The sequence below is a fragment of the Pseudomonas sp. Irchel s3f7 genome (assembly GCF_900187615.1).
In the GTDB taxonomy this organism is placed as follows: domain Bacteria; phylum Pseudomonadota; class Gammaproteobacteria; order Pseudomonadales; family Pseudomonadaceae; genus Aquipseudomonas.
The window spans coordinates 75,998-93,751 of sequence record NZ_FYDO01000019.1; the positions used below are offsets into that span (position 1 = coordinate 75,998).

Genomic DNA, 17,754 nt, shown 5'->3' on the forward strand with positions numbered 1-17,754 from the left:
AAAACAGGCGCACGAGGAGAATCGAATGCTTCCGGCTCTATGGGTTGCCAAAACAGGTCTGTCCGCCCAGGACACCAACCTGACTACCATTTCCAACAACCTGGCCAACGTGTCGACCACGGGTTTCAAACGTGACCGCGCCGAGTTCCAGGACTTGCTCTACCAGATCAAGCGTCAGCCTGGCGCCCAGTCGACCCAGGACAGCGAACTGCCGTCGGGTCTGCAACTGGGTACTGGTGTGCGTATCGTCGGCACCCAGAAAAACTTCACCGCCGGCAGCCTGCAAACCACCGAGCAGCCGCTGGACATGGCCATCGACGGCCGTGGTTTCTTCCAGATCCTGCAACCGGACGGCACCACGTCCTACACCCGTGACGGCACGTTCCACCTGGACTCCAACGGCCAGATCGTCAACGCCAGTGGTTTTGCCCTGGAGCCGGCGATTGTCATTCCGAACGATGCCCAGACCTTCACGGTCGGCCGTGACGGCACCGTGTCCGTCACCGTGCCTGGCAACGCTGCGTCCCAGGTGATCGGCAACCTGCAAACCGCCGACTTCATCAACCCGGCCGGCCTGCAGGCGGTGGGTAACAACCTGTTCCTGGAAACCGCCGCCAGTGGTGCGCCGCAAGTCGGCACCCCGGGCCTGGCCGGTTTCGGTACCACGCTGCAGAACACCCTGGAAACGTCCAACGTCAGCACCGTTGAAGAGATGGTCAACATGATCACCACTCAACGTGCCTACGAGATGAACTCCAAGGTGATCTCCACCGCCGACCAGATGCTCTCGTTCGTAACGCAGAATCTGTAATCAAGTCTATGAGGCGGCCATGAGGTCGCCTGCAACACCGTGAGGTAGGGTCATGAATCGCTATGCATTTGTTCTGGCACTGAGTGGGATCACCGCGCTCGCAGGCTGCGTGCCTGTGCCGCCCAAGCCCAATGACCCTTATTACGCTCCGGTGTTGCCGCGCACGCCGTTGCCGTCTGCGGCGAACAATGGCTCGATCTATCAGGCCGGTTTTGAACAGAACCTGTACAGCGACCGCAAGGCGTACCGGGTGGGCGACATCATCACCATTACGCTGAACGAAAAAACCCAGGCCAGCAAAAACGCCAACTCGCAGATCGGCAAGAACAGCAAGGCCGATATCGGCCTGACCTCGTTCTTTGGCGGTGGCTTGAGCACCAACGATCCAATCGGCAGCGGCGACCTGAGCCTCGACGTCGGCTACAGCGGCGAACGCGCAACCAAGGGCGACAGCAAGGCCGCGCAGGGCAACACCCTGACCGGTTCGATCACCGTGACCGTGGCCGATGTGTTGCCCAACGGCATCATCGCCGTACGCGGCGAGAAGTGGATGACGCTCAACACTGGCGACGAACTGGTGCGGATTGCCGGTCTCGTTCGTGCCGATGACATCGCCACCGACAACACCGTGTCGTCGACCCGTGTCGCCGATGCGCGCATCACCTATTCGGGTACCGGTTCGTTTGCCGATGCGAGTCAGCCAGGCTGGTTCGACCGTTTCTTCCTCAGCCCGCTGTTCCCTTTCTAGGTGGCTACGTTGAATCTAAAACACCTCATGGTGGCCGCCCTGATGCTGTCCGCAGCCTTCAATGCTCAAGCCGAGCGCCTGAAGGACATCGCCAGTATTTCCGGCGTGCGTTCCAACCAATTGATCGGTTACGGCCTGGTGGTCGGGCTTAACGGCACCGGTGACCAGACGACACAAACCCCGTTCACCCTGCAGACCTTCAACAACATGCTCTCGCAGTTCGGCATCAAGGTGCCGCCGGGTTCGGGCAACGTGCAGTTGAAGAACGTCGCGGCGGTGTCGATCAGTGCCGATCTGCCGCCGTTCGCCAAGCCGGGTCAGCAAGTCGATATCACCGTTTCGTCCATCGGTAACTCCAAGAGCCTGCGCGGTGGCACCTTGCTGCTGACGCCGCTCAAGGGTATCGACGGCAACGTGTATGCCGTGGCTCAAGGCAACCTCGTGGTTGGAGGTTTCGACGCTGAAGGTCGCGACGGTTCGAAGATCACCGTCAACGTTCCGTCGGCCGGTCGCATCCCGGGCGGTGCATCGGTGGAACGTGCGGTTCCGAGCGGTTTCAATCAGGGAAACAGCCTGACCTTGAACCTCAATCGTTCCGACTTCACCACGGCCAAGCGCATCGTCGACAAGGTCAATGACATGCTCGGCCCTGGCGTGGCCCAGGCCATCGACGGTGGTTCGGTGCGTGTCTCGGCGCCGCTCGATCCGAGCCAGCGCGTCGACTATTTGTCGATCCTGGAAAACCTCGAAATCGATCCGGGCCAGGCGGTGGCGAAAGTCATCATCAACTCCCGTACCGGCACCATCGTGATCGGCCAGAACGTCAAGGTGTCTCCGGCCGCCGTGACCCACGGCAGCCTGACCGTGACCATCACCGAAGACCCGATCGTCAGCCAGCCCGGCCCACTGTCCAATGGCACCACGGCGGTGGTGCCGCGTTCGAAGGTCAACGCTCAGCAGGAAGCCAAGCCGATGTTCAAGTTCGGCCCGGGCACCACCCTCGACGAAATCGTGCGTGCGGTGAACCAGGTCGGCGCGGCGCCGGGTGACTTGATGGCCATCCTCGAAGCCCTGAAACAGGCCGGCGCGTTGCAAGCCGACCTGATCGTGATCTGAGGACGGCGTTCATGGATATGCGCAAGAGCGGTCTGGTCAGCAGCAGCGATTCGGGTTCCTACTCGGACCTTAATCGACTGAACCAGCTCAAGGTCGGCGACAAGAACAGCGACGGCAACTTGCGCAAAGTGGCGCAGGAGTTTGAATCGCTGTTCCTCGGAGAAATGCTCAAGTCCATGCGCTCGGCGACCGAAGCGCTGGGGCAGGACAATCCGCTCAACACCCCAGCCGCCAAGCAGTATCAGGAAATGTACGACCAGCAGCTGGCCGTTTCGATGTCCCGTGAAGGCGGCGGTATCGGTCTGGCGGACGTGCTGATGCGTCAGATGTCGAAGGACAAACCCATGGCCCCGGGCGAGGCCGCCGCCGCATCGGCTGCCAAGCAAGAGGCGGCGAAAGCAGCGGTGCATACGCCGGTGGCCGCCGGTACGGTCGCGCTCAACGGGCCACTGTCGCGGGTCAATGGTCAGCGTCCGTTGTGGGCTTCGCGCTCGGTGCATGCGCCGCAGGAAGCAGGCGAGGGCGCCCATCGCAATGACATGGCGCTGATCAATCAGCGACGTCTGGCGCTGCCGCCAAAACTGGCCGACCGCTTGCTCGCGGGGCTGGTGCCTTCGGCAACGACCACCGCTGCATCGGTCAGCGCAACCCCATTGCCGCAGCGCGCGACCACCACCGGTACCGGTCCGTTGTACAACGGCGACTGGCTGGCCAACGCGCAGCAAGCCTCCAGCGGCGGCATGCAGATTTACGGTCGCGCCATGGCGCAGATTCCGCTGGCGCCAGCGAAGAAAGCCTTCAGTTCCTCCGATCAATTCGTCAACACCATGTTGCCGATGGCCAAGGAAGCCGCCGCCCGCATCGGCGTCGATCCACGTTACCTGGTGGCCCAGGCCGCCCTCGAAACCGGCTGGGGCAAGTCGGTCATGCGTGCTCAGGACGGCAGCAGCAGCCACAACCTGTTCGGCATCAAGGCCGGCAGCAGTTGGCAGGGCAACTCGGCACGGGCCATCACCAGCGAATTCAGAAATGGCGAGATGGTCAAGGAGACGGCGCAGTTCCGTTCCTATGATTCCTACAAGGACAGTTTCCATGACCTGGTGACGTTGTTGCAGAGCAACAATCGTTATCAAGAAGTCGTGAAGTCGGCCGATAACCCGGAACAGTTTGTACGCGAGTTGCAAAAGGCCGGTTACGCAACCGACCCGGACTACGCAAGCAAGATTTCGCAGATAGCCAGGCAGATGACGAGTTATCAAAACTACGCTGCGGCGGGCGTTTCAACGAATTTATAAGGTTTGAACCATGAGTTTGCTCAACATCGGAATGTCGGGTTTGTCCGCTAGCCACGCATCGTTGGTGACTACCGGTAATAACATTTCCAACGTCGATACCATCGGGTACTCGCGCCAGCAAACTGTTCAGGGCACCAAAAGCTCTATTCAGCATGGCAATGTGTTCATCGGCACCGGTACGACCCTGGCGGATGTGCGCCGGGTGTACAACAGCTACCTTGACGCGCAACTGCAAACCACCACTTCGCTCAATGGCGATGCGCAGGCCTATCTTGGCCAGGCCACGCAAATTGACAAGCTGTTGTCAGACAGCGGCACCGGCATTACCAAGACGTTGCAGTCGTTCTTCTCGTCGCTGCAAACCTTGTCCGGCAACTCGAACGACAATGCTTCGCGCCAGGCTCTGCTGACCAATGCCCAAGGCTTGAGCAGCCGCTTCAATGCCATGTCCCAGCAATTGAAGCAGCAGGGCACCTATATCAACGATCAGTTGGGCTCGATGGCCGATCAGGTCAACAAGCTGGCGTCGACCGTCGCCGCCTACAACAAGAAAATCGGTGAAGTCAGTAGTTCGGGTGGTACCCCCAACGAACTGCTGGACCAGCGTAATGAAGCCATCCGTCAACTCAACGAACTGGTCGGCACCCAGGTCACTGAAACCGATGGTCGGAAGGATATTTACCTGGGCAGCGGCCAGCCGCTGGTGGTCGGCGACACCGTCAACAAATTGCGCGTGGCGACCGATCCGACCGACCCGACTCGCTCATCGATCATCATGGACCGTGGCAGTTCGTCGATCGACATCACCAGCGTGATGAGCGGTGGCCAGATGGGTGGGTTGTTGCGCTATCGCAGCGAAGTGCTGACGCCTGCCGTCAACGACCTGGGGCGTATTGCCATGGTCGTGGCCGATCAAGTCAATAAACAACTGGGTCAAGGCCTGGATCAGAACGGCAATTTCGGTGCGGCGCTGTTCAACAACATCAACAGCGCGACGGCCATCAGTCAGCGCAGCATTGCCAACGCCAACAACAATTCGGCGTCCGGCAACCTGAATGTCACCATCAAAGACACCAGCAAGCTGCAAGCCAGTGACTATCAAGTGACGGTCACTGCTGCGGGCTACAACGTGCGTCGACTGTCGGATAACACCGACATGGGTAACTTCGCCTTCGCCACACCTCCTGCGGCCGATCCGGTCATCGATGGTTTCAGCCTGAGCCTGAACAGCGGTTCGGTCGCCGTCGGGGACTCTTTCAAGATTACCCCGACCCGCAGTGGCGCTGCGGACATGACGACGGTCATGACCGACGCCAAAACCCTGGCTACCGCCGCTCCTCTGACCTCCACGAAGGCGTCGGGCAATGACGGCACCGGTGCTGTCAGCCAGCCGGACCTGACCACCACCCTGGATATCTACGATCCGGTCCAGCGCCTGGAAGTGCAGACGGCGGTCAAGGCATCAATGCCCGTGCGCATGCTGATGACCAGCGCCACCGCCTACGAAGTGTTCGATTCCAAGGGCAACAGCATCGGCACCGGCAACATCGTGCCAGGCCAGAATAACGACCTGAGTATCGCAGTGCCTTACACCGATGCCGGTGGCAATGCCAAAACCTTCAATGTGGGGATGACCGTCAGTGGTAGCCCCGCTTCAGGCGACAGTTTCAACATTGCCATGACAGCGGCGGGCAGCACCGACAACCGTAATGCCCAGTCGCTGCTGGGATTGCAGACCAAGGCGACGGTGGGTGCTACTGCCACCAGTCCTGGCGTGAGTTTTACCGAGGCTTATGGTGGACTGGTATCGAGCGTCGGCTCCCAGACCAAGCAGGCTCAACTGGATGGCACGGCCACCGACACCATCCTGACCGGGGCACGCAACGCCCGTGACTCGCTTTCCGGTGTCGACCTCGATGAAGAGGCAGGCAACCTGACCAAATACCAGCAGTACTACACGGCCTCTTCGCAGATCATCAAGACTGCGCAGGAAATTTTCAGCACTCTGATCAATGCCCTTTAAGGAGCCGTAGAACATGCGCATTTCTACAGCACAGTATTACGCGACCACGGCTGCGAACTATCAGCGCAACCTCAGCAACGTGATGAAGACTGCCGAGCAGGCCAGCAGTGGCATCAAGCTTGAGACTGCGGCGGATGATCCAGTCGGTGCGGCCCGCTTGCTGCAACTCGAACAGCAAAAATCGATGCTTGGCCAGTACACCAACAACATCAACGTGTTGAACACGGCACAGGCGCAAGAAGAAAGCGTACTGGACAGCATCAATACCGTGCTGCAAAAGGTCAGCGAGCTGGCGGTGCGTGCGGGCGGAGCATCGTTGAACGATGACGACCGCAAATCCATCGGAGCGGAAGTTGCTCAGGCTGAAGAGCAATTGCTGAATTTGATGAACAGCAAAGATGCCAACGGCAACTACATTTTCTCCGGTGCCAGCAACACGACTCAACCCTTTGTGCGCAACAGTGATGGCACCTACAGCTATCAAGGTGATCAGACACAGCTGGAGTTGAAAATCGGCGATTCGATGTCGCTAGGCCTCAACGATACCGGTTGGGATGTCTTCCAGCAGGCGATCAATGCAGCCCGCAGCTCGACTACCATGACAGCGCCAGCCGTGGATGACGGGCGAGTGTCCGTGTCTTCCGGCCTGGTTAACTCCGGTCCGGCGTTTGATTCGGGTTTCCGCGATGGACAGCCTTACACGCTCTCGTTCACCAGCAGTACAGCGTTTGTGATCAAGGATACCTTGGGGAATGACGTGACTGCCGAAGCGAGCGGCGGGGGGGCGTTCGATCCGAACAACAAGGACGGTTCCGACATCAGTTTTCGTGGTGTGACCTTTGCGCTGGACATCACCTTTCAGGCGAGTGACACGCCCGCCAATGCGGATGCTGTGATCGCGGGTCACAGTTTCCAGTTAGCGGCCAAACCGGATAGTTTTGTCAGTAACCGTGCTCCGGGTAACACGTCGACGGCAGTGATCAGTCAAACATCGGTGACCAACGCCGTCGATTACAAGAGCTTTTTTCCAGAGGGCGGGGCGATCCTGAAGTTCACTGCACCCGGGACCTTCGAGCTGTACGCCCGTCCACTGACCAGCAGCAGTACCCCGGTCACCAGCGGAACCGTGGTGGCTGGCGTAGCAACGGCGGCTGGCGTCAGCTTTACCCTGGGTGGAGCACCGTCGGTGCCGGCCGCAGGCGACCAGTTCGATATTTCGGTCAATACCCACCAGACGCAGAACGTACTCGACACGATCAGTCAATTACGCCAAGCGCTGGAGATTCCTACAGCAGGCAATCCGGCGGCACAGCGCAATCTGGGTAGCGTCATCGCTTCGTCGATTGCCAATCTGGGCAATGCCAAGAACCAGGTTGACCTGGCGCGTGGTGCCATCGGCGCCCGGGGCAATGTAATGGACATGCAGCGTGATTCGATCCAAAGCACCGACTTGATCAATACCTCATCGCAGTCATCGATCAGGGAGGCCGATCCAGCTGAAGTGCTGACCCGTCTGACCTTGCAGCAGACCATGCTGCAGGCCGCGCAACTGGCATTTGCGAAAGTCTCCCAGCTGAGCCTGTTCAACAAACTTTAAGTCAGTCTTGACCGATCAAAGCCAGTCCCTGTAATCGGGGGCTGGCTTTTTTTTGCATTTTTTTCAGGGGCGTGCAAAGCAGTGCGGGGCGCAATCCGGACCACAAAATCAAATAAAGCAGCGATCTCTGAGTGACCCGTCAGTCAAAACGCGCATCTTCACTGTATCCTGTCTGCGGGCGGTGAAGGTGGCGGGGCTGTCCAAGGTGTTTGTTTGAGCCCCGACGTTGCCTCTTCTGGGGGCCAGACCCTGACTGTAGACGCCCTCGATTCAGCGAGCGGCGATGTTCAGCTGTTTATTATTGGGAAGCCATAATGATTGGCATAAAAAATATAGCGAGTTACGTGCCGGCAGCCGGGATTGATAATTACGCCCAGGGTGCAAAGTTCGACAAGGATGAAACCTTCATCCTTGGCAAGATCGGTTCGGCATTTCTGCCGCGCATGGGTGCCGATCAGGAAACATCCGATCTGTGTGTCGAGGCTGCCAAAGCGCTGTTCGCCGCCAGTCCCGAGCTCAAGCGTGAAGCCATCGACTGCCTGATCGTCGTCACCCAGAACGGTGATGAAGAAGGGTTGCCGCACACCGCTGCAATCGTTCAAGACAAACTGGGTTTGCCGACCCATGTTGCCGCGTTCGATATTTCCCTGGGCTGTTCGGGTTACGTCTACGGCATCTATGCGATCAAAGGCTTCATGGAAGCGGCAGGGCTGAAAAACGGCCTGCTGATCACTGCCGACCCGTATTCGAAGATCGTTGACCCGGAAGACCGCAACACCACCATGCTGTTCGGCGATGCCGCCACTGCGACCTGGATGGGCGAAAACGCGGTCTGGCAGCTGGGTAAATCGAAGTTCGGCACCGACGGGTCCGGCGCGCCACACTTGAAAGTCAGCGACGGCGTGTTCTTCATGAATGGCCGCCAGGTGTTCAACTTTGCCTTGTTGAAAGTTCCTGCGCATTTGCATGAACTGCTGGATGAGTCGAATTTGCAGGCCAGCGACATCGATGCCTTCTGCATCCACCAGGGCAGCGCGGCCATCGTCGATGCCGTGGCGCGCCGCTTCGAAGAGGGTGAGCCTGAGAAGTTCATCAAGGACATGCTCGAAACCGGCAACACGGTTTCGTCGAGTATTCCGCTGCTGTTGCAGAACCACGTGTTCGATTCCAAGTGGACGCGCGTGGCCATCAGCGGCTTCGGCGTAGGCCTGTCATGGGGCTCGGCAATTCTCTATCGCGGTTGATCGACTGAATCGACGCAAAAAAAACGCCCGGACATTTAAATGCCCGGGCGTTTTGCGTTTTACTGGCGCCGACTTTCTGGCTCTAAGGCCTTGAATATAAAGGGCTGGCACGCTGCCACTAAAAAATTCGAAAAAACCGCTCAAGCAAACGGGTCCCACGACGATAACTATTACGTAGGTTCTCTAGGCCACACCAGGCGGTTGCCAGGGCCGGAAGCCGCAGTATCCATCCAACGAGGATTTCGTCATGGCTTTAACCGTAAACACCAACATCGCTTCCATCAGCACCCAGGGTAACCTGAACAAAGCCGGCGGCGCCCTGGCTACCTCCATGCAGCGCCTGTCTTCCGGCCTGCGTATCAATAGCGCCAAAGACGACGCTGCTGGCCTGCAAATCGCTAACCGCCTGACCAGCCAGATCAACGGCCTGGGTCAAGCGGTCAAGAACGTGAACGATGGTATCTCCATCGCGCAAACAGCTGAAGGCGCGATGCAGGCCTCGACTGACATCCTGCAAAAAATGCGTACCCTGGCTCTGTCTTCGGCTACCGGCTCCCTGAGCGCTGACGACCGTAAGTCGAACAACGACGAATACCAGGCTCTGACTGCTGAACTGACCCGTATCTCCCAAACCACCACTTTCGGTGGCCAGAAGCTGCTGGACGGTTCGTACGGTACCAAGGCTATCCAGGTCGGCGCCAACGCCAACGAAACCATCAACCTGAGTCTGGAAAACGTAGCAGCCAGCAACATCGGTTCGCAGCAGATCAAAAGTAAGGCAATCGCACCGAGCGCTACTGGCTTGGCTGGCGGCAACATCACTGTTACTGGTAACGGCCAAACCAAGACTGTTGCATATGCTCCTGCTGCTTCGGCGAAGGACATTGCCACTGGTCTGAACGGTGCAATTGGTGGTCTGACTGCTACTGCCAGCACTGAAGTCAAGCTGGAAGTGGGCGCCGCTACACCGGCGAACTTCAAGCTGGCAGTGGGCAACAGCGGTACTGTTGACTTCGTCGGTGTCACCGATCTGGCAGGCCTGGCAGACCAGCTGAAGTCCAACGCAGCCAAGCTCGGTATCAGCGTTAACTATGACGAAGTGAACAAAAGCCTTTCGGTAAAATCCGATTCGGGCGAAAACCTGACTTTCTCGGGCGCTGACGCTAACGCGATTGCAAACATCAAAGTTGGTGCAAAAGATGGCAGCGGCGCATTCGCTACCCCGACAGCACTGGTTGGTGCAGTGACTGTTGTTACCGGTCAAGTTTCCCTCGACTCCGCCAAAGGCTACTCGCTGAGCGACGCCACTACCGGCGTCTCGGATGTGTTCACTGGTGCGACTGTTTCGTCGACCAAGAAAACCATCGCTCAGACAGACGTGACCGATGCTACCAAAGCCCAAAACGCGCTGGCTGTGATCGACAAGGCCATCGGTACCATCGACGGCGTGCGTTCGGGTCTGGGTGCTACCCAAAACCGTCTGACCACCACTGCTGACAACCTGCAGAACATCCAGAAGAACTCCACCGCTGCTCGTTCTACCGTGCAGGACGTGGACTTCGCTGCTGAAACTGCAGAGCTGACCAAGCAACAAACCCTGCAATCGGCTTCGACCGCCATCCTGTCGCAAGCTAACCAACTGCCATCCGCTGTACTGAAGCTGCTTCAGTAATACCAGCGCTTGGTGAGTGACAGAGGGGCGCGTTTACGTGCCCTTTTGTCTTTTTCGTGATGAGGAGATTGGACATGGATATGAGTGTCAAGTTGAACCAGTCTTATTCGGTTGCAGCCCCGCAAAATCCTCCTGTGCAGGCGGATCCGGTCAGCCGAGCCAAGGTTGAGGCAGTCGCGAAAACGGCGACAGAGCCCAAGCGTGATGAGCTGGAAAAGGCTGTTACCGATATTCGCGAGTTCGTGCAGGCGAGCCAGCGCAAACTGGATTTTTCCATAGATGATTCCACCGGCCGGGTCGTGGTCAAGGTTATCGCCACCGAGAGCGGTGACGTGATTCGGCAGATCCCTTCGGAAACCGCATTGAAACTGGCACAAAGCCTGAGTCAAGCCAGCAGCCTGCTGTTTGACGACAAGGTCTGAGCTGGCATGAATTTTGTTGCTGTTCGCGTTTGAGGCGCACTTCGCCAAGAAAGCGGCAGCCACTGTATAAGGAGAAAGACGATGGCGGGTTCAACGGTTAGCGGTGTCGGTTCGAACATCGATACCCAGGCGATTGTTAAGTCTCTGGTTGACGCTGAAAAAGTGCCCAAGCAGACGCAGATCAACACTCAGACGTTGAAAGCAACCACCACGCTGTCGTCGATCGGCAAGATCCAGGCGGCGCTTGATGCCTTCCGTGGCGCTTTGGCCAGCATGGGCACCGATAACAGTTTTCGCGGCATGATCACTTCATCCTCGGATGAAAAGGTCGCCACCATGACGGCGGGCAATGGAGCCTCTACCGGCAGTTTTGCCCTGGTGGTGACTCAGTTGGCCAGCGCTTCGAAACTGTCGACCAGCACTTTCGCTGGCGGCGCCTCTTCAGTCGTCAACAGCGGTTCGACGCCGAAAACCCTGACGATTACCCAATCTGGTAAAGATTATGATTTGAGTATTCCTGGGGGCGCGACGCTGCAGCAGGTGCGCGACTCGATCAATACGCAATTCTCTACATCCGGGTTGAGCGCCAACATCCTGACTGACTCGACGGGCTCGCGGTTGGTGTTGACCTCCACAACCATGGGCATTGGCTCTGATCTGACCTTGTCGGGTGACTCTGGTCTCGATCTTGGTGCAAGGGTTATCGATGAGCCAAAAAATGCCAAGTACAGCATCGACGGCATTGAGATGCAGTCCAAGAGCAACACGATTGCTGAAGCTGTCAGCGGTGTGAGTATCAAGTTGTTGTCGGTTTCGCCAACGGCCGCCAGCGCCACAAAGCCGACTCCAACAACCATTTCTGTGGCTACCAGCAATTCGGCCTTGAAGTCTGGTGTCAAAGGTTTTGTCGATACCTACAATGCTTTGGTGAAGGCAATCAGTGCAGAGACCAAAGTCACGATAGGGGCAGATGGTAATCCAATTGCTGGCGCGTTGACCGGCGATTCCTCGATGCGCACCCTGATGAGTTCGTTGCGCAATGAATTGAACTCGATGTCTGGTGCAGGCACGTTCAAATCCATTGCTCAATTTGGTATCAGTACGGATTCGAGCACTGGCCTGTTGGTCATCGATGACAAGAAGTGGGACAAGGCGGTCACCACCAATGCGGCGGACATCACCAGTATTTTCAACGGTAGCAACGGTTTGCTCGCGCGCATGACCACTGCCACGGACGGTTATGCAAAAGCCACCACTGGTACTCTGGCTGAGCGCTCGAAAACACTGACCGAAAGCCTGACCGATCTGAAGAAGCAGCAGGACACTCTGGATGAGCGCATGACGCTCCTGCAGGCCAGTCTCTCGGCCAAATACAACGCCATGGACTCCCTTGTAGCAAAGCTGCGCGCCCAGAGCGACAGCATCATGACAACGCTCAATGCCCTGAATAATCAGAAAGACGACTGATCGTTGCGGGCATGAAAAACCCAGGCAGACTGTCGTGACGGTGCCTGGGTTTTTTCTTTGATGGCGAGCCTGCGTTAAAGTTATGCGTCGCTCAGTCGACATAAAGATTAGAGCAGTCCCTTTTTCAGTTGTTGTCTGTCACGAGGTAGAAACATGAACCCCATGAGAGCCCTTCGCCAATATCAGAAGGTCAATTCCCATGCCCAGATCTCTGAAGCGAGCCCTCATCGCCTGGTGCAGATGCTGATGGAAGGTGGACTGGATCGCATGGCCCAGGCCAAGGGTGCACTTGAGCGCGGTGATATCGCCCTCAAAGGATTGATGCTGGGTAAGGCGACAGACATCCTCATCGGGCTTCGTGACGGCCTGAACCCGCAGAAGACCGAAGACCCTGCCGCCATCGAACAGCTCGACAGTCTGTACGCCTACATGACCAACCGGTTGATGGACGCTAACACCAGTAATGACGCAGCAATCATCGACGAAGTATCGGGGTTGCTCGAAACCCTTAAAAGCGGCTGGGATGCAATCGGCACCCCACAGGCCTGACGGCCGAGGATGACGTCATGAGTCAAGCACTCCAACGGATCGAACAAACCCGTGAAGCCTTGGTCGACGCCCTGGCAGCGCGCAATTGGGACGCCATCGGTGAACTGGATGCGGCCTGTCGGGAATGCGTTGATGAGGTGCTCAGCGAAGCGCCGGTTGATGAAGACGCTGTGCGCAGCAATCTGGAGGGGTTGTTGGCGGTGTACAAGGATTTATTGACGGCGACGATGGGTGAGCGTCAGGCGATAGTCGATGAGATGTCGCAGATCAACCAAGCGAGGAGCGCGGCAAAGGTTTACCATCTGTTTGGTTAAATAATCCCCGGTTAATCCAAACAAGCGCGCCATAAATTTGACTGTGCACGGTTTTTTGACTTAACTAGTGGCTGGTTCCAGATTTCAGTCGTCTTCAGGCATATCAGGCCTGCAAGCGTTTAGCTTGCCCCAGCATTTTGGGCATTGAGTTGACTAGGGAAGTTGCTATTGCATGTGGCGTGAAACCAAAATTCTGCTGATTGATGACGATAGCGTCCGCCGCCGCGACCTGGCGGTGATTTTAAATTTTCTTGGTGAAGAAAATTTACCCTGCGGCAGCCATGACTGGCAGCAGGCTGTTGGCTCTTTGTCATCAAGTCGTGAAGTCATCTGTGTCCTTATCGGGACGGTTAACGCTCCTGGTGCACTTCCGGGCCTGTTAAAGACACTCGCAACCTGGGATGAGTTCCTTCCGGTTTTGTTAATGGGCGATAATTCTTCCATTGACTTGCCTGAGGACCAGCGTCGCCGTGTGCTTTCGACCCTCGAAATGCCACCCAGCTACAGCAAACTGCTCGATTCGCTGCACCGTGCCCAGGTCTATCGCGAGATGTACGACCAGGCCCGTGAGCGCGGTCGTCACCGTGAACCCAATCTGTTCCGTAGTCTTGTCGGCACCAGCCGGGCGATTCAGCACGTCCGTCAGATGATGCAGCAAGTCGCGGATACCGACGCCAGCGTGCTGATCCTCGGTGAGTCCGGGACTGGCAAGGAAGTGGTTGCGCGTAACCTGCACTACCACTCCAAGCGCCGCGAAGCGCCGTTTGTGCCGGTCAACTGCGGGGCGATTCCGGCAGAGCTGCTGGAAAGCGAATTGTTCGGTCACGAGAAGGGCGCGTTCACCGGAGCGATCACCAGCCGTGCCGGGCGTTTTGAGCTGGCCAATGGCGGCACCCTGTTCCTCGATGAAATCGGCGACATGCCGCTGCCGATGCAGGTCAAGCTGCTGCGCGTGTTGCAGGAGCGCACCTTCGAGCGCGTGGGCAGCAACAAGACCCAGAGCGTCGATGTGCGCATCATCGCGGCCACCCACAAGAATCTCGAAAGCATGATCGAGATCGGCTCCTTCCGCGAAGACTTGTACTACCGCCTGAACGTGTTCCCGATCGAGATGGCGCCGCTGCGTGAGCGCGTCGAAGACATTCCGCTGCTGATGAACGAATTGATCTCGCGCATGGAGCACGAGAAGCGCGGTTCGATCCGTTTCAACTCCGCCGCCATCATGTCGCTGTGCCGACATGGCTGGCCGGGCAACGTCCGCGAACTGGCCAACCTGGTGGAGCGCATGGCGATCATGCATCCGTATGGCGTCATCGGCGTGGTCGAGTTGCCGAAGAAATTCCGCTACGTCGACGATGAAGACGAGCAGATGGTCGACAGCCTGCGCAGCGATCTGGAAGAGCGCGTGGCCATCAACGGTCATACTCAGGACTTCGCCGCCAGCGCCCTGTTGCCGCCGGAAGGTCTGGACCTCAAGGATTATCTTGGCGGGCTGGAACAAGGGCTGATTCAGCAGGCGCTCGATGATGCCAATGGCATCGTGGCGCGTGCGGCTGAGCGGCTGCGTATCCGGCGCACCACGCTGGTGGAGAAGATGCGCAAGTACGGCATGAGCCGTCGTGATGGAGATGAACAGGCGGATGATTGACGCCTGTTTTTCAACTCATTCATTTTCAAGCGGTTTTTTTTAGGCACGGGTATTGCTACGTCCCTCGCAACGTTCCGTTTAACTGACGGTCAGCCAAGCGAGAAAACACGATGCCCCAAGCCGCCCAGATGTCTCCTGTTCCTGCTGCCTTGGGGCGATCGTCGTCCGTAGAGCAGGCGAGCCGGCTGGGTCTTGAGCAGACCTTGACGCTGTTCAATCAGATGTCGAGCCAATTGACCGACTCCTACAGCATGCTTGAGGCCCGGGTCACCGAGCTCAAGGGCGAGTTGGCGGTGGTCAGTGCTCAGCGCATGCAGGAGCTGGCCGAAAAAGAGCGCCTGGCCAATCGTCTGCAAAACCTTCTTGATCTGTTGCCGGGCGGCGTCATTGTCATTGATGCCCAGGGCATCGTGCGCGAAGCGAATCCGGCGGCGTGCGACTTGCTTGGTCTGCCGCTCGAAGGCGAGTTGTGGCGCCATGTCATCGCCCGCTGCTTTGCGCCGCGCAAAGACGACGGCCATGAAGTCTCTCTCAAGGATGGTCGGCGCCTGTCGATCGCCACGCGTTCGCTGGATGCTGAGCCCGGTCAGTTGGTGCTGCTCAACGACCTGACCGAAACCCGTCACCTGCAAGATCAACTCGCCCGCCACGAACGACTGTCTTCCCTCGGCCGCATGGTCGCTTCCCTGGCTCACCAGATTCGCACCCCGTTGTCGGCTGCGTTGCTGTACGCCAGCCATCTGACCGAGCAAGCGTTGCCGGTCGCGACCCAGCAGCGTTTTGCCGGGCGCCTCAAGGAGCGCTTGCACGAGTTGGAGCATCAGGTGCGTGACATGTTGGTGTTCGCTCGCGGTGAACTGCCGCTGACTGACCGCGTGACGCCGGGCCAGTTGATGCAATCGCTGCAGGCCGCAGCGTTGACGCATGTGCAGGATTTGCCGATTCGCTGGCAGTGCGACAGCCATGCGGGGGAGTTGCTGTGCAATCGCGACACCCTGGTCGGAGCGATCCTCAACCTGATCGAAAACGCCATTCAGGCCAGCGCCGGCGATCTGCGCCTGAAAGTCCATCTCTATACCCGCGGCAATCACCTGCGCCTGTGTGTCAGCGACAGCGGTAGTGGTATCGACGATGCCGTGCTGGCGCGATTGGGTGAGCCATTTTTCACCACTAAAACCACTGGCACGGGGCTTGGCCTGACCGTGGTCAAAGCCGTGGCGCGTGCTCATCAAGGGGAATTGCAGCTGCGTTCGCGACTCGGTCGCGGTACGTGTGCGCAAGTGATTCTGCCGTTGTTCATCGGCACTCAGGGAGCGGAGTGACAAGCATGTCCATCAAGGTTTTATTGGTCGAGGACGACCGCGCCTTGCGCGAAGCGCTGGCGGATACGCTGCTGCTCGCGGGGCACGATTACAAGGCCGTGGGCTCGGCGGAAGAGGCGCTGACTGCGGTGGGGAGCGAGGCTTTCAGCCTGGTGCTCAGCGACGTCAACATGCCGGGCATGGACGGGCATCAATTGCTTGGCTTGCTGCGGGCGCGTCAGCCGCAACTGCCGGTGTTGTTGATGACGGCGCACGGAGCGGTGGAGCGTGCAGTCGATGCGATGCGTCAGGGGGCGGCGGATTATCTGGTCAAGCCGTTCGAGCCCAAGGCGTTGCTCGATCTGGTGACGCGTCACGCCTTGGGCAGTCTTGGTCCGGCCGACAGTGAGGGGCCGATCGCATTCGAACCGGCCAGCGCCCAGCTGCTGGAGCTGGCAGGACGAGTGGCGCGCAGCGATTCCACGGTGCTGATTTCCGGTGAGTCGGGAACCGGCAAGGAAGTGCTGGCGCGTTACATTCATCGGCATTCCCATCGAGCTGATCAGCCGTTTGTGGCGATCAACTGCGCCGCGATTCCGGACAACATGCTCGAGGCCACATTGTTCGGCCATGAGAAGGGTTCCTTCACGGGCGCCATCGCCGCCCAGGCGGGCAAGTTCGAGCAGGCGGAAGGCGGCACGCTGCTGCTCGATGAAATTTCCGAGATGCCCCTGGGGCTTCAGGCCAAGCTGTTGCGGGTGCTTCAGGAGCGTGAAGTTGAAAGGGTGGGGGCGCGCAAGCCGATCAGCCTGGATATCCGTGTGGTTGCGACGACCAATCGCGATTTGGCGGCAGAGGTCGCGGCCGGTCGCTTCCGCGAAGACCTGTTCTATCGTCTCTCGGTATTTCCGTTGGCCTGGCGCCCGTTGCGTGAGCGCACCGCCGACATCCTGCCGCTGGCCGAGCGCCTGCTGGCCAAACACGTCAATAAAATGAAGCATGCACCCGCGCGCCTGTCGCCCGAGGCCCAGGCGTGCCTGATCGGCTATCCGTGGCCGGGGAACGTGCGGGAGCTGGACAACGCGATCCAGCGTGCACTGATTCTTCAACAGGGCGGATTGATTCAGCCGCAGGATTTCTGTCTGGTCGGAGCGGTGGCCTGCGCCCCGTTACCGGTCGCGTCATCGGCACCCGTTCACATCGCAGAGAGTGAGTCCGAGTCGGCCGGCGCCCTGGGTGATGATCTGCGTCGTCGTGAATTCCAGATGATCATCGATACCCTGCGCGCCGAGCGTGGCCGGCGCAAAGAAGCGGCCGAACGCCTGGGGATCAGCCCGCGAACCCTGCGCTACAAGCTGGCGCAAATGCGCGATGCCGGCATGGATGTGGAAGCCTACTTGTTCGCAACTTGAAGGACTGGCGAAGAACCATATAGGCCACAGCACGATCCTGTGGGCGCTGGTTTGCCGGCGAATCGATGGTGGTCGTGACGCCGTCTTCGCTGGCAAGCCAGCTCCTGCAAGGGAGCGAGATGTCTGGAAAGGGCT

At 58.5% G+C, this 17,754-nt stretch carries 15 protein-coding genes; all 15 read left to right on the plus strand.

The window, feature by feature from the left end:
* Window positions 1–25 precede the first annotated feature (25 nt).
* Window positions 26–811: a flagellar basal-body rod protein FlgG gene (flgG, locus tag CKW19_RS17670; RefSeq protein ID WP_053156553.1), complete on the plus strand. Its 786-nt coding sequence runs from the start codon at window positions 26–28 to the stop codon at window positions 809–811.
* A gap of 52 nt (window positions 812–863) precedes the next feature.
* On the plus strand, window positions 864–1,559 hold the full coding sequence (flgH, locus tag CKW19_RS17675; protein ID WP_095059001.1) for a flagellar basal body L-ring protein FlgH: 696 nt from the start codon (window positions 864–866) through the stop codon (window positions 1,557–1,559).
* A 27-nt stretch (window positions 1,560–1,586) separates the two neighbouring features.
* Window positions 1,587–2,675: a flagellar basal body P-ring protein FlgI gene (locus CKW19_RS17680; protein WP_095059002.1), complete on the plus strand. Its 1,089-nt coding sequence runs from the start codon at window positions 1,587–1,589 to the stop codon at window positions 2,673–2,675.
* An 11-nt stretch (window positions 2,676–2,686) separates the two neighbouring features.
* On the plus strand, window positions 2,687–3,970 hold the full coding sequence (flgJ, locus tag CKW19_RS17685) for a flagellar assembly peptidoglycan hydrolase FlgJ (protein WP_095059003.1): 1,284 nt from the start codon (window positions 2,687–2,689) through the stop codon (window positions 3,968–3,970).
* Between the two features lie 10 nt (window positions 3,971–3,980).
* A complete protein-coding gene (gene flgK / locus CKW19_RS17690; protein WP_095059004.1) occupies window positions 3,981–5,993 on the plus strand; it encodes a flagellar hook-associated protein FlgK in 2,013 nt (670 codons plus the stop codon).
* A gap of 13 nt (window positions 5,994–6,006) precedes the next feature.
* Window positions 6,007–7,590 (plus strand): flagellar hook-associated protein 3, encoded by a 1,584-nt coding sequence (locus CKW19_RS17695; protein WP_095059005.1) that lies wholly within the window; start codon window positions 6,007–6,009, stop codon window positions 7,588–7,590.
* Between the two features lie 314 nt (window positions 7,591–7,904).
* Complete coding sequence (locus tag CKW19_RS17700; protein ID WP_095059006.1) at window positions 7,905–8,834, plus strand: ketoacyl-ACP synthase III; 930 nt, start codon at window positions 7,905–7,907, stop codon at window positions 8,832–8,834.
* Between the two features lie 247 nt (window positions 8,835–9,081).
* Window positions 9,082–10,506 carry a flagellin gene (locus tag CKW19_RS17705; protein WP_095059007.1) on the plus strand — a complete coding sequence of 475 codons (1,425 nt, stop codon included), beginning with the start codon at window positions 9,082–9,084 and terminating at the stop codon, window positions 10,504–10,506.
* A 74-nt stretch (window positions 10,507–10,580) separates the two neighbouring features.
* A complete protein-coding gene (locus CKW19_RS17710; RefSeq protein WP_095059008.1) occupies window positions 10,581–10,928 on the plus strand; it encodes a flagellar protein FlaG in 348 nt (115 codons plus the stop codon).
* Window positions 10,929–11,009: 81 nt separating this feature from the next.
* On the plus strand, window positions 11,010–12,395 hold the full coding sequence (gene fliD, locus CKW19_RS17715) for a flagellar filament capping protein FliD (protein ID WP_095059009.1): 1,386 nt from the start codon (window positions 11,010–11,012) through the stop codon (window positions 12,393–12,395).
* Window positions 12,396–12,548: 153 nt separating this feature from the next.
* Window positions 12,549–12,944 (plus strand): flagellar export chaperone FliS, encoded by a 396-nt coding sequence (fliS, locus tag CKW19_RS17720; RefSeq protein WP_095059010.1) that lies wholly within the window; start codon window positions 12,549–12,551, stop codon window positions 12,942–12,944.
* Window positions 12,945–12,961: 17 nt separating this feature from the next.
* On the plus strand, window positions 12,962–13,258 hold the full coding sequence (gene fliT, locus CKW19_RS17725; protein ID WP_095059011.1) for a flagellar protein FliT: 297 nt from the start codon (window positions 12,962–12,964) through the stop codon (window positions 13,256–13,258).
* Between the two features lie 172 nt (window positions 13,259–13,430).
* Complete coding sequence (locus CKW19_RS17730; protein ID WP_095059012.1) at window positions 13,431–14,906, plus strand: sigma-54 dependent transcriptional regulator; 1,476 nt, start codon at window positions 13,431–13,433, stop codon at window positions 14,904–14,906.
* Between the two features lie 128 nt (window positions 14,907–15,034).
* Window positions 15,035–16,228, plus strand: a complete 1,194-nt coding sequence (locus tag CKW19_RS17735) for a PAS domain-containing sensor histidine kinase (RefSeq protein WP_177408827.1) — start codon at window positions 15,035–15,037, stop codon at window positions 16,226–16,228.
* A 5-nt stretch (window positions 16,229–16,233) separates the two neighbouring features.
* A complete protein-coding gene (locus CKW19_RS17740) occupies window positions 16,234–17,619 on the plus strand; it encodes a sigma-54 dependent transcriptional regulator (protein WP_095059014.1) in 1,386 nt (461 codons plus the stop codon).
* Window positions 17,620–17,754 lie beyond the last annotated feature (135 nt).